This window comes from Nostoc edaphicum CCNP1411, from assembly GCF_014023275.1.
Classification (GTDB): domain Bacteria; phylum Cyanobacteriota; class Cyanobacteriia; order Cyanobacteriales; family Nostocaceae; genus Nostoc; species Nostoc edaphicum_A.
In genome coordinates this window covers 2,989,860-3,009,411 of record NZ_CP054698.1, presented here as the reverse complement: position 1 = coordinate 3,009,411, position 19,552 = coordinate 2,989,860, and the positions used below count along the sequence as shown (strand labels likewise).

The window sequence follows — 19,552 nt, the reverse complement described above, 5'->3', positions numbered from 1 at the left end:
TTTTGAAAAATTCACAGCAATACGACTTTAATAAAATTTGTAAATGATACTTACGCCACTATGAGTAACGTGTAAATCTATATGAATATTTCAAAAGTTATTTAGCTATTGTTCAATGTTTTTTATTAAAAAATAACCGTAATTATCTGGAATTCTATTTTTTAATAAAAATAGCTATCTTTGTGTCTATTCATGTCGTGTCTATTCATGAGAAATGCTGTTGACGAACTGAAAAAATTAACTTAAGCCCTCAACAATATTTTCTGATAGAGTTCTACTCGTTCTACTCTTATAAAAAGACAAGGGTAATAATCACTAATTTCAGACCGATCACCTTCATGAAAGAGGATCTTCAACTTCGGCGAAAATGAAGATTCATGGTTGATGTCCATGCTGTAGCGATCGCACCAGCTAAAAGCTGTGGGCAATTTGGTGTAAGAATGTTGCTGTTATCAGACTTTTTGGGAACTATAGGATTGTCAGACGAGAAAATTGTCAGTCAGTCTGTAAAAAAAATGGAGATGACTTAGCTGCGATCGCAGGGCAATAGTGAATAAGTAACAAGGAGTTAAATTAATTTAAATACATGAATTACGAGCAAGATATAAAGATGCTTTATGCCCCAGAAGATAGTTTAATTTTAGTAGTAGATGATACTACTACTAATTTAGAAATTGTCTTTGATATATTAATGAATGTAGGATTTAAAGTCATTACAGAAAATGATGGGAAAAGAGCAATTCAACAGGTTGAGTATAGACTACCTGACTTGATTTTATTAGATGTAATGATGCCGGGAATAGATGGCTTTGAAACCTGTAAACTTCTAAAAGAAAATTCAGCTACTTGTGATATTCCTATAATTTTTATGACAGCTAATTCTGATACTGATAGTAAGGTAAAGGGTCTAAGTATAGGAGCAGTTGATTACATCACAAAACCTTTTCATGAAGAAGAATTATTAGCTAGAATTAAAACCCATCTTCAATTACGAAATCTCACAAAAACTTTAGAAAAGCGAGTTGCAGAAAGAACAGCCGCGTTATCTAAAGCATTAAAAGACCTACAAGAATCTCAACTTCAGCTTGTACAGACAGAAAAAATGTCTGCTCTTGGTCAATTAGTAGCAGGAGTTGCTCATGAAATTAATAATCCAGTTGGTTTTATTCATGGAAATCTCGGACACGCTTCAGTATATTTCCAAGACATGATTAATATTATTAACCTCTATCAGCAGCATTATCCTAATCCGGTTCCAGAAATTCAAGAGGAAATTGCAGCTATAGATTTGAAGTATATGCTTGCCGATCTACCTAATTTAATTTCTTCAATGAAAGAGGGAGTTCAGCGCATTCGCAACATTAGTACCAGTTTGAGAACCTTTTCTCGAGCAGATAGCGATCGCAAAATTTATTGCAATATTCATGATGGCATCGACAGTACCATCATGATTCTCAAACACCGCTTAAAAGCATCTGAGAATCGTCCTGATATTCAAGTAATTAAAGATTACGATAGTTTGCCAGAATTAGAATGCTTTATTGGACAACTAAATCAGGTATTTATGAATTTACTAGCTAATGCTATTGATGCTTTAGAGGAGTCTAATGTCGGACGCACCTATATTGAAATTGAAGCAAATCCCAATAAAGTTTTGATTCAGACTACTCTTACTGAAGATAAAAATCATATCTTGATTCGGATTAAGGATAATGGCATGGGAATGTCAACTGATGTCCAGCAAAAAATCTTTGACTATTTATTCACCACCAAGCCTGTGGGTCAAGGCACAGGATTAGGATTATCAATTGCCCGTCAAATTGTTGTCGAAAAACATGGAGGAACTTTAGAAGTAAATTCAGTCTTAGGAGAAGGTTCAGAGTTTATCATTAAGCTTCCCATTCAATAATCATAGTAAGTTACGTTCATCTACATAAACTGTCAGAACCACAAAATTCAGAATTTGTGATGAGCATTACATAAATATTGATTAGAAACAAAAGCAAGCATTAAATTCTCTGAGGAAAGAGATTAAGAGTTACTTTGGATATATTTTGGGGAACCCTAGAACTGTAGTTCCCAGATTGTGTCCTGAAAATTTATGAACAATGCACTTAATCACTCAATAGCTACGCTTAATCTCTCTTTAGAACGCGATATATTTTTACGTACATTAATCAGAGAATTATCTGGCACTTTACAGGATGTAGTTGGCTTAGAAGAAGCTTCTGGATTTATTAGCGTAGTTGGTGAAAGGATGGGAAGGCAGATTAACCAAGATTATAAATCTGCCTTGGAAGTCTCCAACCTTTCTCGTAAACAGGTAGCTGATGTCTTGATTGATTTAAAAAAACGAATTCAGGGCGATTTTTATGTGATTGAGCAGGATGATGAAAAAATCGTCTTTGGCAACCGCGTCTGCCCATTTGGCGAAAAAGTACTTAATCGCCCTGCCATGTGTATGATGACTTCAAACGTCTTTGGGACGATTGCAGCTAATAATCTAGGATATGCGAAAGTAGAATTGCAAGAAACCATAGCACAGGGTGATCCTGGATGTAGAGTTATTGTTTACTTAAAACTTACAGAAGAAGCAGAAGATGCAGAAGGTCGAGAATACTTTAGAGGACTAGAATCTGTGTAAACCCTTCAGCATCAAAATAATTCCGGGATATAAGCTTAGTGCAGATATGTAAAGTAGAATCGAACCCTGAGATTGGAAGCACCATGACTCCTGAACAATTTCTTGAATTTGCCAGAGTTTTACCAGAACCTTTACTTCTGGTGAATGGAGAGGGTCAGTTGTTAGCTACCAATCAACCAGTGGCAGATATGTTGGGGTTACGCCGTCAAGAACTGCAAGGAAGAATGCTTTTTGAAATTGTAATTGAGCCTGCCAACGACATTGTCAGGTATCTGCAAGCTTGTTCAAGTAGCAGGGCAATGGTTATTGGCTCCTTGACTTTACGAAAGAATGATGAGCAAACATTAATATGTCGTAGTCAAGGAGCCGTTATTCAACCTTGGTCTCCTGAATCTTCAGCTTTAATTCTCTTACGCTTGGAAAATAGAACTTTGACCAGCAGTAATTTCGTTCTCCTGAATGAAAAAATTGATGAGTTAGCCAAAGAAGTTCAGAGACGAAAACAGACAGAGGAAGCACTCAAGAAAGCGAATCAAGAGTTAGAAATTCGGGTTGAGGAACGTACCACTGCTTTACAAGAAACATTAAACGAACTACAACTTACTCAAACTCAGCTTATCCAAGCTGAAAAAATGTCTAGTTTAGGTCAGATGGTCGCTGGTATTGCTCATGAAATTAATAACCCAGTGAGTTTTATTTATGGGAACCTTCATCACGCCCATAAATACACTCATGATTTACTAAAATTGGTGCAAATTTATCAACAATTTTGTCCAGAGACTCCTCCAGAAATTCAAGAGCAAGTAGAAGAAATAGACTTAGATTTTCTGATTCAAGACATAACTAAACTTTTCAAGTCAATGCAAGTGGGAGCAGAACGCATTCAGGAAATTGTTAAATCACTGCGTAACTTTTCCAGACTTGATGAAGCAGAACTTAAGCAAGTCAATATCCATGAAGGAATTGATAGTACTTTAATGATTTTGGAGCATCGCCTGCAAGCTAGGCATGAGTACCCAGAAATCAAAGTCATCAAAAAATATAGTCAACTGCCAAATATAACTTGCTATCCTGGTCAACTTAATCAAGTGTTTATGAATATTCTTGCTAATGCGATCGATGCACTGGAGTCGTCGGCGCTTAATAGTCAGTGGTCAGAAGTAAATTCACAAACAACTGACAATCAAAAACGGATAAATAATAATCCCCAAATTCAAATTAAAACTGAGTTAGTCGATGAAAAATGGATCGTGGTTAGTATTGCTGATAATGGTTTGGGAATAAATGAACAAGTTCGCTCAAAGCTATTTGATCCATTTTTTACCACTAAATCTGTGGGCAAAGGTACTGGACTAGGACTATATATAAGCTATCAGATTATAGTTGAAAAACATAACGGACAACTTAGCTGTTTTTCTGTTCCAGGAGAAGGTGCAGAATTTATAATTAGGATACCTATCAATACTTGTCGGTTAAGGGGGAAAGGGGAAGGTGGGGCCCCCTCTGGGGATAAGGGGCGGGGGGAAAGGGAAATTAAAAACCTTTAACTCTTACTTTTTAACCCTTTCCCAAAACCAAACTTTGGGTTCAAAATGCTTAACCGAGTAGTATTGGGATACCTATTAATTCAGTCTCATAAAATTTCAGTTAAAAGATATAACAAACGCCTGTCTGCTAATTAGCAAACAGGCGTGTCGCTGAGTACAAAGTTTAGTTGAAACTCGGTTAAATCTTAGCAGTAGAATCAACTGAGGGTTGAGACTGACTAACCGAATCTAACTTTGGCAAAAGCAGGAGATTTTGTGCTTTTACATTACTGTTGATTGTTGCTTGCAAAAATGGTGTGTTGGAGATGGAATTGTTAGCCAATGTAAACAGTGGATTTGATAAAATCCCTGCTACGGTAGTGGCAATTAATGTTACTACCAACCCGACTTGCAAAGGTCTTAGCCCAGGCAAATCCCAACGCACTTGGGGATAATTCTTCACTGCGTCGGACATTTCATGGGGTTCTTTGACTACCATCATCTTAACTACGCGAATGTAGTAGTAGATGGAGACGACGCTGGTAACTAAGCCTAGCAAGACTAACCAATAAAGTCCTGCTTGCCAACCAGCCCAAAATAAGTAAATCTTGCCGAAAAACCCTGCCAATGGTGGAATACCACCCAAGGAAAGCAGGGAAATACTCAACGCCAGTGTTAGGAGTGGATCTTTTTGATATAAACCAGAGTATTCGGCAATCTGGTCGGTTCCTGTCCGCAGTGAGAATAAGATGATGCACGTAAAGCCGCACAGGTTCATGAACAGGTAAACCAGTAGGTAAAATACCATACTGGCATAGCCCGCCTGTGTACCAGCAATCAAGCCAATCATCACAAACCCAGCTTGGGCAATGGATGAATAAGCTAGCATCCGTTTCATGCTGGTTTGGGCTAAGGCGACTACGTTACCCAAAATCATGCTGAGAACGGCTAGAGCGGTGAAGACAAACCTCCACTCTTCAGCAACAAGTGGGAAGGCTGTTGTTAGCAAGCGGATGGCTAGGGCAAACCCAGCTGCTTTGGAACCGACTGATAAAAAGGCGATGACTGGGGTGGGAGCGCCTTCGTAAACGTCTGGTGTCCACTGGTGGAAGGGTGCAGCGGAGATTTTGAAGCCAATACCTGCGATCGCAAAAACTAGGGCAATCACTAAACCTAAAGATTGACCGACTTTCGCTGTGGCAATGCCATTCGCGATCGCACTTAGTTCGGTTTGTCCTCCCGATAGTCCATACAGCAGTGATACACCGTACAAAAATATTGCCGTGCTGGAAGCTCCAATTAACAAGTATTTCAGCGCCGCTTCGTTGGAGCGGGGGTCACGCTTGGTATAACCTGTCAACAAGTAAGAGGAGATACTCAGGGTTTCTAGGGAGATGAAAATCATCACCAACTCACTAGCCCCGGATAAAAACATCCCTCCTAAAGTAGCACTCAGCAAAATAGCGATGAATTCTGCTAAAGCAGTGCCGCTCTGCTCAACGTAGCGAATTGACATCAGTATAGTCGCGATCGCAGACAAGGCAATAATACCGCGAAAGACGATACTCAGGTCATCACTGTTAAAGCTACCGGTAAAACCGATGGGATTAGGAGAATCCCATTGAAAATATAGGGCGACAATCGAAGCAAATAAACCTGCGATCGCTAGATATCCAATCCAGCGCGCGGATGTACGCCCCAAAATCAAATCAACAATCAAAACCCCCAAGAGGGTGAGAATAACAATCCCCTCTGGTAAAATCGTTCCAGCGTTTAGCTGGGATGCAATATTAGCAAAATCCATGAGATGTATAGGTTTTGGCGATTAGACATTAAGGCTAACTCTGTTCACTCTAGCAAGTTTTCTAATTCCCAGACTAGCTCTTTTAACAAGAGCTTAACAGCTTGGGTGCAGATGGCGATTGCACCAATGTCACTGGCTTACCAGCAGCTTTCTCAGTATCTAGGAATTTACCTAACAGCTTTCCTACCTGGTTTTTCAGGCGTGAGCTTTAGCGAATATCATAAATAATTATGCAGCAATGAGTGCGATCGCGTAGTGTGCCGTAGGCAATCGCCACATACAAAAAGCTTATAAAGCTAATAAGGGCACAGCATTGCTCATTGGTGTCTACTTTTGCCAAAAATAGCGTACTGATTGGGTGTTGTTCACCCGCCAGGGATTGTAAATCCCTGACTAATTGCTCAAGTCTACTGAAGTAGACTGAAAATTTTCGCGCTATCTTAGTCCTCTTCAGAGGACTTTAGCTATGAGACAGGGATTTACAATCCCTGGCGGACGTGCGGTTTCACGTTAAGTTGACACCTATGAGCATTGCTGTGCCCCTACAATATTCATAACTCGTAACTTTATTAAAAATCGACAGATGGCAGTTTGCCTTGTAAAGACTGAAATTTAGACTGAACACAGTTTGCACAATTGCAACCAAGTTGATCAATAATCGGATTAAATGTTTGAGTCAACTTTGGTGTTACCAGATCAGGAATTTGTTGTGTAGATACTACCGTAACAATTTGTGTAGGGTATAGAGATTTCAGGCTGGATGCGTGTGCTGGATTGACTACCAGCAGCATCGATACCAGAAATGCAGGACAGGCGAGTAAAATCAGTTTGACTATGTTCATAATTCACACAAAGATAGCTTTGCTGATACAGCATAGCTAATAAATTGCCCACCTTCAATTTTAATTACCAAGTATTACTTAACTACGCCCAAATCCTTGACCCCGCAAAACTTTTGACCAAACAACTAATTCGCCTTGTTCACCGCCTGCGGCCAGTAACTTACCTTGGGGATGCCAAGCTAGGGTGGAAAATCCTGCTGAGACACCTGTGATAATTTGGGATACTTCCTTGGCTTTGTTCCATAAACATAACCAACCGTCAGCAGCAGCAGAAGCGAGAAGGAAACTTTTTGGTGCAAAGGCGATCGCATTAATCACGCCCACATGATTAGTTAATACTCGTGCTTCCCAGCCTAACGAATCATCCTCTAGCTTTTCCCACACCACAATACCTTCAACGCTAGAAGATGCCAGTATTGGCGCACCTACTTTAGTCATAGCTTCCGACCATGCCAATTGGCGAATTTTACCAGGGAAGCCACGCATCACCCACGGGTCGGGGTTGTTCCATTCTAAAACGGTAACACTACGATCCATGTTGCCAGAAGCCAGGAATTTGCCATCGGGCGACCAAGCCATAGCTAAACTGACAGTAGTCATATCTAAGCTGTATGGTTCTTCATCCCAGTTTTGACTATGCCAAATTTTGACTCCCTTGTAACCACTAATGGCTAAGTATTGTCCGTCAATACGCCAATCTATACCCAATACTGAAGAGTTATCGAAATTCAGCGTTACGACAATTTCACGAGTATCTGCATCCCAAACTTGCACGTAACGCCCCAAACTAAAAGCTAGTTGGTTACTGGTGTAATTCCAAGCTAGCTTGTCAACCCATGCGGGGGCATTTTCCAAGGTGGCGATTAATTCAGTGTCGCGCCAAATTTTTACTTGTCCATCTTGTCCACCAACGGCTAAAAATTTTCCATCTGGGGAAAATGCCAGACAGTCTACTGATTTACCATTACCAGTTTGTAAGGTTGTGAGTTCAGCATCATTCCACAAAACTAGTTCCCCGGCGGCGGAAGTTGCTGCTAAAGTTTTACCTTGTGGCGACCAAGCGATCGCAGTTACATAATCTGAAAGTGTCCCCGAATAGTGTTGTTCAAATTCCTTAGATTTGCTGGTTGTGGTGTTCATATTTTATGTGGAGGGCATGGGGCATGGGGCATTGGGCATGGGGTATGAGTATTTCCCCTCTACCCCCTGCTCGAAAACAGCTTGTTTTAAGCTAGACAAGCGAGAAAATCTTGCTTGAGTTGGGCTGCATCAAGGTTGCGGCCGATGAAGACTAGTTCGTTTTTGGGAGTTTCACTTGGTTTCCAGGGGCGATCGGGTTTGCCATCAAATATCATGTGTACTCCTTGGAATACAAATCGATTATCTTCTCCAGCAATATTTAAAATACCTTTCATCCGAAAAATATCTGGCCCTTGGGTACGCAGTAACTCGGAAAGCCAAGTGTTTAATTTTTCTCCATCAACTGCACCTGCTTCTACTAAAGCTACAGAATAGACAGTTTCATCGTGAACGTGGGCATCTTCGCCTAAGAAATCTGGATCAATTTCTAATGCACGATCTAGATCAAAGGCTTTTACACCTAATAAAGCATCCATTCCTAGTTCGGAATTTTGAGTACGGTAAATTTTTGCGATCGCATTCATCGCCCGAATCCGTTTTTCTAATTCATTTAACTCTTCTGGCGCTACTAAATCTGTTTTATTAAGTAAAATTACATCGGCAAAGGCAATCTGTTCTTGGGCTTCGTCTGCATCCCAGTGCTGCGAGATGTGCTTGGCATCTACGACTGTCACCACCGCATCTAGAGATAGTTGACTTTGCAAGTCTTCATCAACAAAAAATGTCTGAATCACTGGTGCAGGATCGGCTAATCCAGTTGTTTCAATTACTAAATGGTCAAATTTATCGCGCCGCTTCATCAAATTGCCAATGATGCGAATTAAATCGCCGCGCACTGTACAACAGATACAGCCATTATTCATTTCAAAAATTTCTTCATCAGCATCGATAATCAATTGATTATCAATACCCACTTCCCCAAATTCATTGACAATCACAGCAACTTTTTTGCCGTGTTCGTAGGTGAGGATGTGATTAAGTAGAGTCGTTTTACCTGCTCCCAAATAGCCAGTCAGAACAGTAACGGGAACTGAATTGTTGATTACGTCAGCCACCATACTCTAAATTCCTCTTGTCTCACCTTATGGATAATCATTATCGCCTATGATAAATCTTTTTATATTTTTGTGCGAACTTGCTATTATTTTGGCTTTCAGCACAATAATCACATAATTTAACCAAGAAACATTTTATTTTTATGCATCTGTAATAAGTAATAAATATTCACGGGTTGGCGTAGCTGATAAGAATATTCCAACTCACCCTGCGGGAAATCGCAGGTTAGTACCTTGACAATCCTGTAGCTGTCGTGATAATCATTATCACATAGAAAATTATAGATTGATGGAGAAGCGTGGTGGTTTCAAGAAACACTACCTGCTCGAAAAAGCAAGTAACTCAAACAGGACAAGCATCTGCGTCTATTGCAGTCAGCTTTTTAGTTGTTGCGCCACTGGTTTTATCTACCGCTTTAGCGCCAGCACAAGCAGATGATACTCATAATCATTCAGATGAAACGGGCTTTTATATTGGATTAGATGGTTTGGAGGCTCTCTCTACAGGGACATACGCAGGTTTAGAGAACCCCAACTACAATCGTTTAACCCTTCTCTTTGCACACAGGGATGAAGACACGCCGGAATCAAGTCATTTCCACGGCATTGGTACTTATAGCTACTCAGGGTCTTTAGATAACCTAACTATTAACCCAACCAATACAAATAATCGGATTCCTGAATCTTACTCAGAACAACCGCCGCTAACATTATTACCTGGTACAGGGTTTTATACTGGTCGCTTGATTAGTACTGCAACAGATAAGGAATATAGCAATCTGACAATAGAACCTATCGCGTCTTTAAAAACTTCAAAAGAATTAGACAACCAATATTTGTTCAATAGCTCTAATGGTCGTTGGCAGTCCTCCCTTGAGGGTGCAAATATTGGTTTACAATTAGCGTCAATTAGTAGCGGATTGAATATTGGTGATTCAGCAGGTGTTGATATTGTCAAGTCAGTCGGTGATATCTACACAATCGGCAGTGGTGATAAGTTTTCGTTCACCCCTACCTTTTGGACTGATGCTGCTGCACCACTGGGAACTTACTCTGCATCATTCAAACTCGTTGATTTAGGCAATGGCAATAATCCCATTCCTTTTAAGGAGTCTGGCACTTTCAGTTTTGATTTTGAAGTCAATACCGTGCCTGAGTCCTCAACTGTCCTTGGTCTTGGTATAGTCGGTCTACTAGGGCTTTCTCTTTCTCGCTTGCAAAAACTTAATCGCAGTAGTTTGAACTAATTTTAATTTCGCACCAAGGTGCAAAATGATCTTTGCGTCTTGGTGCGAGGATTTAATTTTCTGACGAGAACAAAAAATCTTGAACTGCTTCTAAAACAACTGCTGGGTATTCTTCATGCAATCCCAGAGAACCAGGGATAACAACACTTTTCACTCCTGGTAATGCTACCAAAGCGTTCATTTCTTCTCGTGATTTTGGGGGGCTGGATTCCCCAATTACTACCATGAGCGGTATGCTTAGAGACTTTACAAGTTCTAAAAAATCAGATTGTTCTTGTACAGCATCAAGATTACCAGTGACAAAGGCAGCAGATGCAAATCGCGCTCCTGGTTGTTGAGTCGTGTGCCACTTCTTCTCAATGAAACTGGGTGTAATTTTAGCCGCGTCAGTAAAGACATGACGGCGGTACATAAAACTTAATAAAGATGGGGCAGTATTGAGTTTGTAGAGAGCTTGACCAAGTATAGGCGATCGCACCAATTCTCTCACAATGCCAGCTATTTGCTGACTTGCGCCCATTGTTGGCAAAGGCCCACGCCAAGTAGGAGCTAACAATATAATCTTTGAGAAAGCAGCAGATTGTTTCACAGCTAATTGTAAAACGTAACTAGCAGCATGACCAGCCGCGATCGCAGTAATGGGAGTATTAAAAACAGCTTTGACAAAATCTTCCAGAAATTGCTGATAAATTTCCGGTCGATAATTCAAACTAGGGCGAGAAGATTCACCAAAACCAGGCCAGTCTATGGCTACAACTTGAAAATTGGGAGCTAGTAACTTGGCAAGTTCGCCTACTTCCAAACGCGTCGAAACACTGCTGAAAGATGGTAGTAGCAATAGCGGTGAACCTTTACCGAGGGTTTCATAAACAACCCGCAATTGCTGATTTTCAAAATTCCAGAGATATTCTTGAACTACTCCACCAAAGCCAATACCAGCAGGAGTAGATAATAGATTGCTTGACATAAGACTAAATTTTGGTAGTTGTACGCTATTAGTCATTTGTCAGTTGTCCTTTGTCCTTTGCAAATGACTAATGACTAATGACCAATAACCAAGTTTAGCTAAGTAAATCTAACTTACATTCCAACGCTTTTTTTTGCATGGTTCTAAAAATATTGTAAAATCCATTAGCGCGGGAAGCTGTCAGACTAACGTTTAAGCCTGTTTCTTGAATAAAATCTGGAGTCACTTGTAATATTTCTGTGGGAGTTAGCCCATTTAATCCTTCAATTAAAAGACCAACCATCCCTTTGCTTATGAGGGCATCTGAGTCAGCACGGAATACGACCTTATCATCATTGAGTGAAGCAGTGATGTAAACTTGAGAAACGCAACCAGGAACTTTATTTTCCGGTACTTTGTCAGCATCTGGAAAATCCTTCAGCTTCTTACCGTAGCCAATTAGCTGTTCAGTACGTCTTCTTTGGTCAGTTGACCGTTGAAAGCGCTGGACGATTTTAGCGAGCGCAGGTGGCAAAGAATCTAGAGTTGAGGACATAACAGAAGCTGAAAATGATCGGTATCACTTTGAGTGTAGATTATCTTTAGAGCGATAGCGCCTCTTGTTCACTTGGCATTATGAAGCTTGCCATTACTGAATATAATTTATCAAATCCAGCTAATTACTGCGTAGGCGCAGCCCGCCGCAGGCATCGCATCCCTATCATCCAGGTTTATTTAATGCGTCTGATCACAAAAACTTAATTTTATTCTAAGTAAAAATTTTCTTACTTTGTAGCATATTTTCTGCATGCCTCTGCGCTTACCTTTGCGTTCCTCTGCGTTTAAATTTCAACCCTCAATTCTCCACGATTCGACAATTCGATGCCTACGCCTGGCTGCACCTACGTACTTACAAAATTAGCTGCAAGTTCATTAAACTAAGCAGCTAGATAATTATCAACAATTAAAAATTAAAAATCAAAAAAAATTCTGATTTTTAATTTTTAACTTCTCTCCCTTAAGGATTAATTCGTAGTTTGTGCAGCTAGCATCTGCTTCAGCTTTTCTAATTCTGAAGCCCAACGAGGATCTGGACGAATAGTGTCTGAATCTGTGGTTGTGGTGCTGGTTTCACGAGAACCACCGCCGCCACTGCCGCCACGACGAGGCTTCTTAGAGCTTTTCTCACGACGGCTACCTTCTCTGTTGGGGCTAGGAGTCGGGGTACTATTACTAGTACTAGCAAGAGTAACTGGTTTAGGAGCTTGCTCGTCGCCCTCTTCACCCTTTGTCCGAGGTAATGCCTTCTCTAGCTTAATGGGAGTGTCTTTGAACAGCTGCCCATTATACTTTTCAATGATTTCGTCAGCTTGCTCGTCATTGTTGACGGTAAGAAAACCGAAACCACGGCATTTGCCAGTTTTGCGGTCTTTAATTAATTTAGTTGTTACAGCATCACCTTCGGCTGCAAAAACTGCTTGCAGATCTTGACGATCTATTTCATCTTTAGGCAAATTACCTATATATAGGCGAACGGACATGAACTATACCTCCAGAGTTGAATGAACATGGCAAGGCGAGAAAACAATCGCTTGGCTTTGGCTTTTAATAAATAGATGCTATTAACCAAGGCTGCCATTAACCAATTTTTTTGCTCGAAACTGTCAACTTATACAACAATACAGTTTTTCGTCGGGATCAAGCTTGTTTAATCCAAAGGCCCACACTATGGTGAGCTAATAACACCTTAATTCTAAGAATTGTAAATTTAATAGCCTATTGCCTGCTAAAGTACACGCTTTCTTCTATGCATTTTTCGCAGAATCAAATACCATTCCTTACATTACCACGGTATTTTCTACGTAGCTAGTTTAGCGCACACATTTCCGACGTTAGTATTACTGCATCGTAACATAAAACACATTTTTTATTCAAGGGAGCATATTTTGAAACAAAAACCAGCCGGTGGCTGGTTGATTTCCTGCTGTGTTGGGAGGATAAAAAGGTATGGAGTGGGGGAAAAGCATCCGAATTCATCACTAAGCTGTAGTGCTGAGTTATGTTGGCTGCTAATGTTTGTGTAAATAAATGTAACACTTGTAAAGAAAACCTGCAACTTTTGTTTACATTCCGATTTGTCCTTTGTCCTTTGTCCTTTGTCCTTTGTCCTTTGTCCTTTGTCCTTTGTCCTTTGTCCTTTGTCCTTTGTCCTTTGTCCTTTGTCCTTTGTCCTTCGTCCTTTGTCCTTTGTCCTTCGTCCTTCGTCCTTTGTCCTTTGCTAATGACCAATGACAAATGACCAATGACTAACCAGTAAGAAAAACGTATGCGCCCCAAGCCTGTGCTGCAACTGCTAAAAAAGTAGACCAAATGGGATGAGGGCTATGAATGGTTTTACCACTTTGAGTTTCCAAGGTTTGGATATCGATCCAAGGTGTTGCTCCTCGGCGGAACCAACCTGTAACGATAATTTGCCTACCAATTAGATCCTGATGATTAACTGACTGTCCTAGCCAAGAAATGTGGTGTAATTTCACTAAACCTGCGCTGGATTGGAGGATTAAATCTTGCGCTAGGGAGTTGCTAGTGCCTTGACGACCTAATAATTTGCCCACAAGACGCACGCTGACGCTATCAATTGGTAAGGCAGAAGGGTCAGATAAGAGGTTGGGTAAGTAGTCGTCAGTTTGCACAGTGTCAGGTTTGATATCGGGGAAGAAAGAATTAATCCGCATCACTGTACCGATGCTAAAGCCAATCAGAAGACAGCCTGTAATGAAAGACCAATCTTCGTATATCCACTTTAGATTTAAAAACTTTAGTGTGAATGCTAGTTGCCAGGTTATCCAGACTAAAGCTGCAAACAAAACCCCTAGAGGGATTCCCAACCAGGGAGCGATTTGTAATAAGAAAGACTGACGCTTCACCTTTGATGGTTCGCTAGCAAAATGTAGCTCGGTGTCTAGATGCCAGTGACGGGCTATTTGGCAGAGGCGTTCGATGCGATCGCCTATCAAAGGATGACTACTATTAATCGTAAACCATCGGCGATAGGGATTGGCAGTATCCCATTTCAAAAAGGCTTCAAAAGATAGATTGCTGGCAATAGTGCCCAAAGCGAGGCTCTGTTGGTAGCTGACTGGTGTCAAAAGATTTAAGCTTTCTAGTTGCCAACTCGTCTGTTCCTGTTTTTGGATATCAGCTGCAATACCAATAGCAATTTTGAGTAAAGCACGAATCAGGGCATTGGGATTGCCAGTAATTTCAGATGCAACGCGATCGCTATAATAAAGCCGCAACCGCGATAACCACAATCCAGTCCCAGTCAGCAAAGACCAAACTCCATAAATTAGACTAGCCACAATTGTCACCGGCCAGCGCCAAATTTTCGCTGATATTTTGTCTCCCCACTGCGACACTTGCTGATATAGCTGATGAATTGGTAGTGTCACCAGCAGCAACAAAGACATCACAGCAAAATCCCAGTGAGCAATATGCCCTAATTGCGTGGCGTAAATAGTGGCGATTTCATCATCTGCTAATTGCTCTAATAGCCCTTGACTCACAACAATCCTGGCATTACGTGGTAAACTACCATAAGTCAGGATAATTGGTGCAGCCATTGGTAAAATCCGCAGTTTGGGTATGGGCCAGTGTCGCTGTTGGCAACAACGTTGTAGCACCCGAACGGCTTCGCGGCTATGGGTATTCAATACATCTTTAGGAAATTCTCGCTGACCATACAATTTCGCCAGTAGCAGATCCAGCAACCAAGGTGATACTCCGATTAAAATCACCAATACTATTAGCAACAATCTAGTAGGATCGCGGTATAAAAGTTGCAGCGGCTCCAGATAAGGTAGTTTGACTAAAGTCTGGTTGATGAATCCCAATGCTAACTTCAGGATTTCTCGCATAACCCAAAACAGGGCGATGAATGTCCCTGCTGACAGTAGCCGCAAAGGAATTAATTTCGGTTTGCGTAGCGGTTGCCATGCTCTAGCGCGTTGTGCTTGCCGCCAATAAATAACACCGAATAATTTGGCTTGGGTGCGAGTCACAGAACCCATGAAGCCATTTAGGGGTGCAGTCGTCGGTGGTGGTAATGGAGATGCTACCGTAGCTTTGAGTCTAGCGAGTGGCACCATCGACGGGGAGTCGTCGCTTTTGCTTTCTGTGACTTGATCTTTTGGTTTTTCCTCTAATGTAGGAGTTTCCGGGGGGGGAACTGGGGCAGAATCTGGAGTTGAATTATTAAAGGCAACAAATCCAGTTTCGACATTTTTTGATTCTTGATCGCGTTTTTTACGTTTTGTCAGGTGTTCGAGAGCGCGTGTTGCCCACTCTTGAACTTGCGGATTATTACTCTCAATGAGATTCTGGGATATAGCGATCGCTTTGGACACTTCGCCAGTGCGAGCATAAGCCATCACTAAACCAACTTGGGCTTGTAAGCTAGCAGTACCATTGCTTTGGCTACTAGCAATAGGTTCTAAGTGAGCGATCGCTGTTTGGTAATTTCCCTGCTTGAGGGCAACTAAACCAGCCTCCAAAGACGATTTGGCATGTGAAGGCATACAAATTCTGGCACTCCAATCTCTTCTAGGTGATCCACGTTTGTGCAAAAGCGCGAACCTCGGATGCCGTGGAACTCAACCGCGCTCAAGTTTTGCTTGTCAAGTGAACGATAAAGATTGAATTCAGGAGTCAGGAGTCAGGAGTCAGAATTCAGTTGGGACTTCTGGTAGGATTAATTCTGAATTCTGAATTCTGTATTCTGGATTCTTCTTCATTCCTCCACTGGTTTTTGACTAGAAAATACTGGAGCGATCGCGCTTAATTTTAACTCTGGATGGTCGCCCAATAATTGTTGACAATTCCATTCATTGCGGAATAGTAACACTGGGCGTCCCATACTGTCTTTAACTGTAGTGGTGTTGAATATTCGTCCCACTTTTTCTAATGCTTCCCAACCACCCTCAACCCAACGGGCGACACTGTAGGGCAATAACTCTAATATGGTTTCTACACCATATTCATTTTGTAAGCGAAACTGCACTACCTCGAATTGCAACTGACCCACCGCCGCCAAAATTGGATCGCGCTTGGCTTCATCAATTGAATACATAATTTGTACAGCACCTTCTTCTCGCAATTCCGCAACGCCTTTTTGGAATTGTTTAGATTTTGAGGGGTTGGGATTCCTCATAGACGCAAACAGTTCCGGCGAGAAATACGGAATCCCCTCATATTCGAGTTTTTGTCCCGTGTAGATTGTATCCCCGATCGCAAAAACACCGGGATTATTCAAACCGATCACATCGCCAGGATAAGCCACATCAATCGATTCCCGCTCTTGAGCAAAGAGTTTTTGCGGGCGAGATAGACGGATGAGTTTACCAATGCGGGCGTGATTCACCATCATATCTTTTTCAAACTTACCAGTGCAGACCCGGATAAATGCGACGCGATCGCGGTGCTTCGGGTCCATATTCGCTTGCAGTTTGAAGACAAACCCCGAAAATTCTGGGTATGTAGGTGGAACTTCGCCAACACTGCTGACATGAGAACCGGGTTTGAGGGCATAGTCGAGGAAATACTTGAGGAATAACTCTACCCCGAAGTTAGTCATGGCGCTACCAAAGAACACAGGCGTCATTTTGCCTTCGTGTATCAACTGTAAATCTAGCTCTGGCCCAACTCCTTCTAACAGTTCTAGATCGTTTTTCAGTTGGTGGTAGATGTCTTGTTCTAGCTGTTCTTCTATTCTCGGATCACCTAACTCGATTATCGTATCACGGGCTTCGCGGCTACCGTGGAAACTGCGCTCAAAGAGGTGTATTTGTTGCTTGTGTCGGTCAAAAATACCTTTAAAGCGATCGCCCATACCAATCGGCCAGTTGACCGCATAGGTTTGTAATCCCAATTCTTGCTCAATTTCATCCAACAGTTCCAGAGGTTCCCTACCTGGGCGATCGAGCTTGTTGACAAATGTAAAAATCGGGATACCCCGCAACTTACACACTTCAAACAATTTGCGGGTTTGGGGTTCCAAACCTTTTGCCGCATCAATCAGCATCACGGCATTATCGGCGGCGGCAAGTGTCCGATAAGTATCTTCACTGAAATCTTGGTGTCCCGGCGTATCTAATAAATTTATTTGACAGTTCCGGTATTCAAATTGCAACACTGTGGAGGTGATGGAAATACCCCGTTGTTGCTCCATCGCCATCCAGTCAGAGGTAGCCTTTCGCTGCGCCCGTCGCGCCTTCACCGCCCCAGCTTCGTGAATTGCACCTCCGTACAGAAGTAGCTTTTCTGTTAGTGTAGTTTTACCCGCATCAGGGTGAGATATAATCGCAAAATTGCGGCGAAGTTCAACCGCTTGAATAAGTTCAGACTGAAGTTCAGTAGACATAAGTGTATTTGTTTGTTAGCTAACTTAATTTTTCTTGGCTCTTGTAAGTCTTTTAATCTTAAGACAACGATGCTCGTGATAGGGTCGTAATATAACCAACAATCTGACTAAATAGGAGAAAAGAATGTACGACACAGACAAGCGAAAGCTTCTATCTGCCTTGTCGCATGGAGCTATATTTTTCAGCACAACCTTGGTATCTGTAGGTATACCTATCGCTATACTGCTCGTCTCTGATGATCCTGTTGTTAAAGAAAACGCCAAAGAATCCATCAATTTCCACTTTAATGTCTGGCTTTACGGAGGAATTCTGGGAGCGTTGTTTTTTCTATTCGGTTGGTTAGTATTACCTCTATTATTGCTGGGGCCACTAGCCGGTCTGGGATATCTATTGCACTGGGGATTAACAATTTGGGCACTCATCGGAGTTTTCAGTAATCCTGATATACCCTTCCGCTATCCCTATATTTTCCGAGTTTTTTAACACAAATTATCATTGGGAATGGGGCATGGGGCATGGGGCATTGGGCATTGTCAGTTATTTACTACCAAGTACAACCTTTCATTAATTAGTAGCAAATTCTCTGCGTGCCTCTGCGTTTACCTCTGCGCCACTTTGCGTTTAAATTTCAACCCTCAATTCGCCAAAATTTTGCCAATAGACAGCCTTAACCATTCTGAATTTTGAATTGCTTACTATGTTGTTTTTTTTCCAGTCCGTCGGATAGATGCAACCAAGCTGTAGAATACAAAATTGCCCCACAACTTGATTAAGAGTAGGGCAAAAGGACAGTTAAGCACTGTTTGTAGTCTGTCTGACGGCAGGAAAATTTTAGCCTGCTTTTGTGACGCTTTGTTTTGTGTCCAATTGCGTTGTTTTTCTTCATAAAATTTTATGTTTCCTACACATCGTCCCCGTCGTCTGCGTACTCATCCCCAACTGCGTCGGATGGTTCGTGAAACTGTTTTAACAACAAGCGATTTAATCTACCCATTATTTGCCGTACCCGGTGAGGGAATCGCTAACGAGGTGAAATCCATGCCCGGAGTCTACCAACTTTCGGTAGATAAAATTGTTGAAGAAGCAAAAGAAGTTTACGACTTAGGAATTCCTTCGATTATTTTATTTGGGATTCCGGCTGATAAAGATGTGGATGCTACTGGCGCTTGGCATGATTGCGGTATCGTCCAAAAAGCAGCGACGGCGGTAAAAGCAGCAGTGCCAGATTTGATTGTAATTGCTGATACTTGTTTGTGTGAGTATACCAGCCACGGTCATTGTGGTTATTTACAAGTTGGTGATTTAACGGGACGAGTTTTAAATGACCCAACTTTGGAATTGTTGAAAAAAACAGCAGTTTCTCAAGCGAAAGCCGGTGCGGATATCATTGCGCCTTCGGGGATGATGGATGGGTTTGTGCAAGCAATTCGTCAGGGTTTAGATGAAGCAGGATTTCAAGACACGCCGATTTTGTCTTATGCTGCTAAGTATGCTTCGGGTTATTATGGCCCATTTCGGGATGCAGCAGACTCGACACCACAATTTGGGGACAGAAGAACTTACCAAATGGACCCAGGTAACGCCCGCGAAGCAATTAAAGAGATTGAATTGGATATCGCTGAAGGTGCTGATATGCTCATGGTTAAGCCAGCCTTGGCATACATGGACATTATCTGGCGCGTGAAGGAAGCGAGTAACTTACCCGTTGCAGCTTACAATGTTTCTGGTGAGTATGCGATGGTGAAAGCTGCGGCTCTCAATGGTTGGATTGATGAGGAGCGCGTGGTTATGGAGACTTTAACAGGCTTTAAACGGGCTGGTGCAGACTTGATTTTGACTTACCATGCCAAAGATGCGGCGCGATGGTTAAAGTAAGGTGAGCGATTGAGCAAGAATTTAGAAATCTCACGCAGAGGCGCAGAGGCACAG

General features: G+C 41.8%; 17 protein-coding genes. 7 read left to right on the top strand and 10 right to left on the bottom strand.

Annotated elements, in window-relative coordinates:
* The first annotated feature begins 377 nt into the window (after positions 1-377).
* From HUN01_RS15070 to HUN01_RS15055, 4 genes are all read left to right on the top strand, one after another.
* Positions 378-530: a hypothetical protein gene (locus HUN01_RS15070; RefSeq protein ID WP_181931948.1), complete on the top strand. Its 153-nt coding sequence runs from the start codon at positions 378-380 to the stop codon at positions 528-530.
* 56 nt (positions 531-586) lie between these two features.
* Positions 587-1,909, top strand: coding sequence for a sensor histidine kinase (locus HUN01_RS15065; RefSeq protein WP_238846264.1), 1,323 nt, complete (start codon positions 587-589; stop codon positions 1,907-1,909).
* A gap of 192 nt (positions 1,910-2,101) precedes the next feature.
* Positions 2,102-2,644, top strand: a complete 543-nt coding sequence (locus HUN01_RS15060) for a methanogen output domain 1-containing protein (RefSeq protein ID WP_181931947.1) — start codon at positions 2,102-2,104, stop codon at positions 2,642-2,644.
* Between the two features lie 83 nt (positions 2,645-2,727).
* Positions 2,728-4,191, top strand: a complete 1,464-nt coding sequence (locus tag HUN01_RS15055) for a PAS domain-containing sensor histidine kinase (protein ID WP_181931946.1) — start codon at positions 2,728-2,730, stop codon at positions 4,189-4,191.
* Positions 4,192-4,369: 178 nt separating this feature from the next.
* On the opposite strand, the gene HUN01_RS15050 is transcribed toward HUN01_RS15055, so the two are convergent.
* From HUN01_RS15050 to HUN01_RS15035, 5 genes are all read right to left on the bottom strand, one after another.
* Positions 4,370-5,974 carry an NAD(P)H-quinone oxidoreductase subunit N gene (locus tag HUN01_RS15050; protein ID WP_181931945.1) on the bottom strand — a complete coding sequence of 535 codons (1,605 nt, stop codon included), beginning with the start codon at positions 5,972-5,974 and terminating at the stop codon, positions 4,370-4,372.
* 208 nt (positions 5,975-6,182) lie between these two features.
* On the bottom strand, positions 6,183-6,314 hold the full coding sequence (locus HUN01_RS36095) for a hypothetical protein (protein WP_257798303.1): 132 nt from the start codon (positions 6,312-6,314) through the stop codon (positions 6,183-6,185).
* Between the two features lie 229 nt (positions 6,315-6,543).
* Positions 6,544-6,816: a hypothetical protein gene (locus HUN01_RS15045; protein ID WP_181931944.1), complete on the bottom strand. Its 273-nt coding sequence runs from the start codon at positions 6,814-6,816 to the stop codon at positions 6,544-6,546.
* A gap of 78 nt (positions 6,817-6,894) precedes the next feature.
* Positions 6,895-7,956 carry a WD40 repeat domain-containing protein gene (locus tag HUN01_RS15040; protein WP_181931943.1) on the bottom strand — a complete coding sequence of 354 codons (1,062 nt, stop codon included), beginning with the start codon at positions 7,954-7,956 and terminating at the stop codon, positions 6,895-6,897.
* Between the two features lie 86 nt (positions 7,957-8,042).
* The gene (locus tag HUN01_RS15035) at positions 8,043-9,014 is read right to left on the bottom strand and encodes a CobW family GTP-binding protein (protein ID WP_181931942.1); all 972 of its coding nucleotides are present in this window, start codon (positions 9,012-9,014) and stop codon (positions 8,043-8,045) included.
* A gap of 299 nt (positions 9,015-9,313) precedes the next feature.
* Between HUN01_RS15035 and HUN01_RS15030 the strand changes: the two genes are divergently transcribed.
* A complete protein-coding gene (locus HUN01_RS15030; RefSeq protein WP_181931941.1) occupies positions 9,314-10,258 on the top strand; it encodes an all3515 family Zur-repressed PEP-CTERM protein in 945 nt (314 codons plus the stop codon).
* Between the two features lie 52 nt (positions 10,259-10,310).
* Here HUN01_RS15030 and HUN01_RS15025 read toward each other — a convergent pair whose 3' ends face one another.
* The 5 genes from HUN01_RS15025 to prfC form a co-directional block, all read right to left on the bottom strand.
* Positions 10,311-11,225, bottom strand: coding sequence for an alpha/beta fold hydrolase (locus HUN01_RS15025; RefSeq protein ID WP_181932696.1), 915 nt, complete (start codon positions 11,223-11,225; stop codon positions 10,311-10,313).
* Positions 11,226-11,319: 94 nt separating this feature from the next.
* The gene (locus HUN01_RS15020; protein WP_181931940.1) at positions 11,320-11,760 is read right to left on the bottom strand and encodes a SufE family protein; all 441 of its coding nucleotides are present in this window, start codon (positions 11,758-11,760) and stop codon (positions 11,320-11,322) included.
* A gap of 469 nt (positions 11,761-12,229) precedes the next feature.
* Complete coding sequence (locus tag HUN01_RS15015) at positions 12,230-12,745, bottom strand: RNA recognition motif domain-containing protein (RefSeq protein WP_181931939.1); 516 nt, start codon at positions 12,743-12,745, stop codon at positions 12,230-12,232.
* A gap of 765 nt (positions 12,746-13,510) precedes the next feature.
* Positions 13,511-15,781 carry a M48 family metallopeptidase gene (locus HUN01_RS15010; RefSeq protein WP_181931938.1) on the bottom strand — a complete coding sequence of 757 codons (2,271 nt, stop codon included), beginning with the start codon at positions 15,779-15,781 and terminating at the stop codon, positions 13,511-13,513.
* A 212-nt stretch (positions 15,782-15,993) separates the two neighbouring features.
* On the bottom strand, positions 15,994-17,622 hold the full coding sequence (gene prfC / locus HUN01_RS15005) for a peptide chain release factor 3 (RefSeq protein ID WP_181931937.1): 1,629 nt from the start codon (positions 17,620-17,622) through the stop codon (positions 15,994-15,996).
* Between the two features lie 124 nt (positions 17,623-17,746).
* Between prfC and HUN01_RS15000 the strand changes: the two genes are divergently transcribed.
* The gene (locus tag HUN01_RS15000) at positions 17,747-18,106 is read left to right on the top strand and encodes a DUF4870 domain-containing protein (protein WP_181931936.1); all 360 of its coding nucleotides are present in this window, start codon (positions 17,747-17,749) and stop codon (positions 18,104-18,106) included.
* Positions 18,107-18,517: 411 nt separating this feature from the next.
* On the top strand, positions 18,518-19,498 hold the full coding sequence (hemB, locus tag HUN01_RS14995) for a porphobilinogen synthase (RefSeq protein ID WP_179074055.1): 981 nt from the start codon (positions 18,518-18,520) through the stop codon (positions 19,496-19,498).
* The last annotated feature ends 54 nt before the right edge of the window (positions 19,499-19,552 follow it).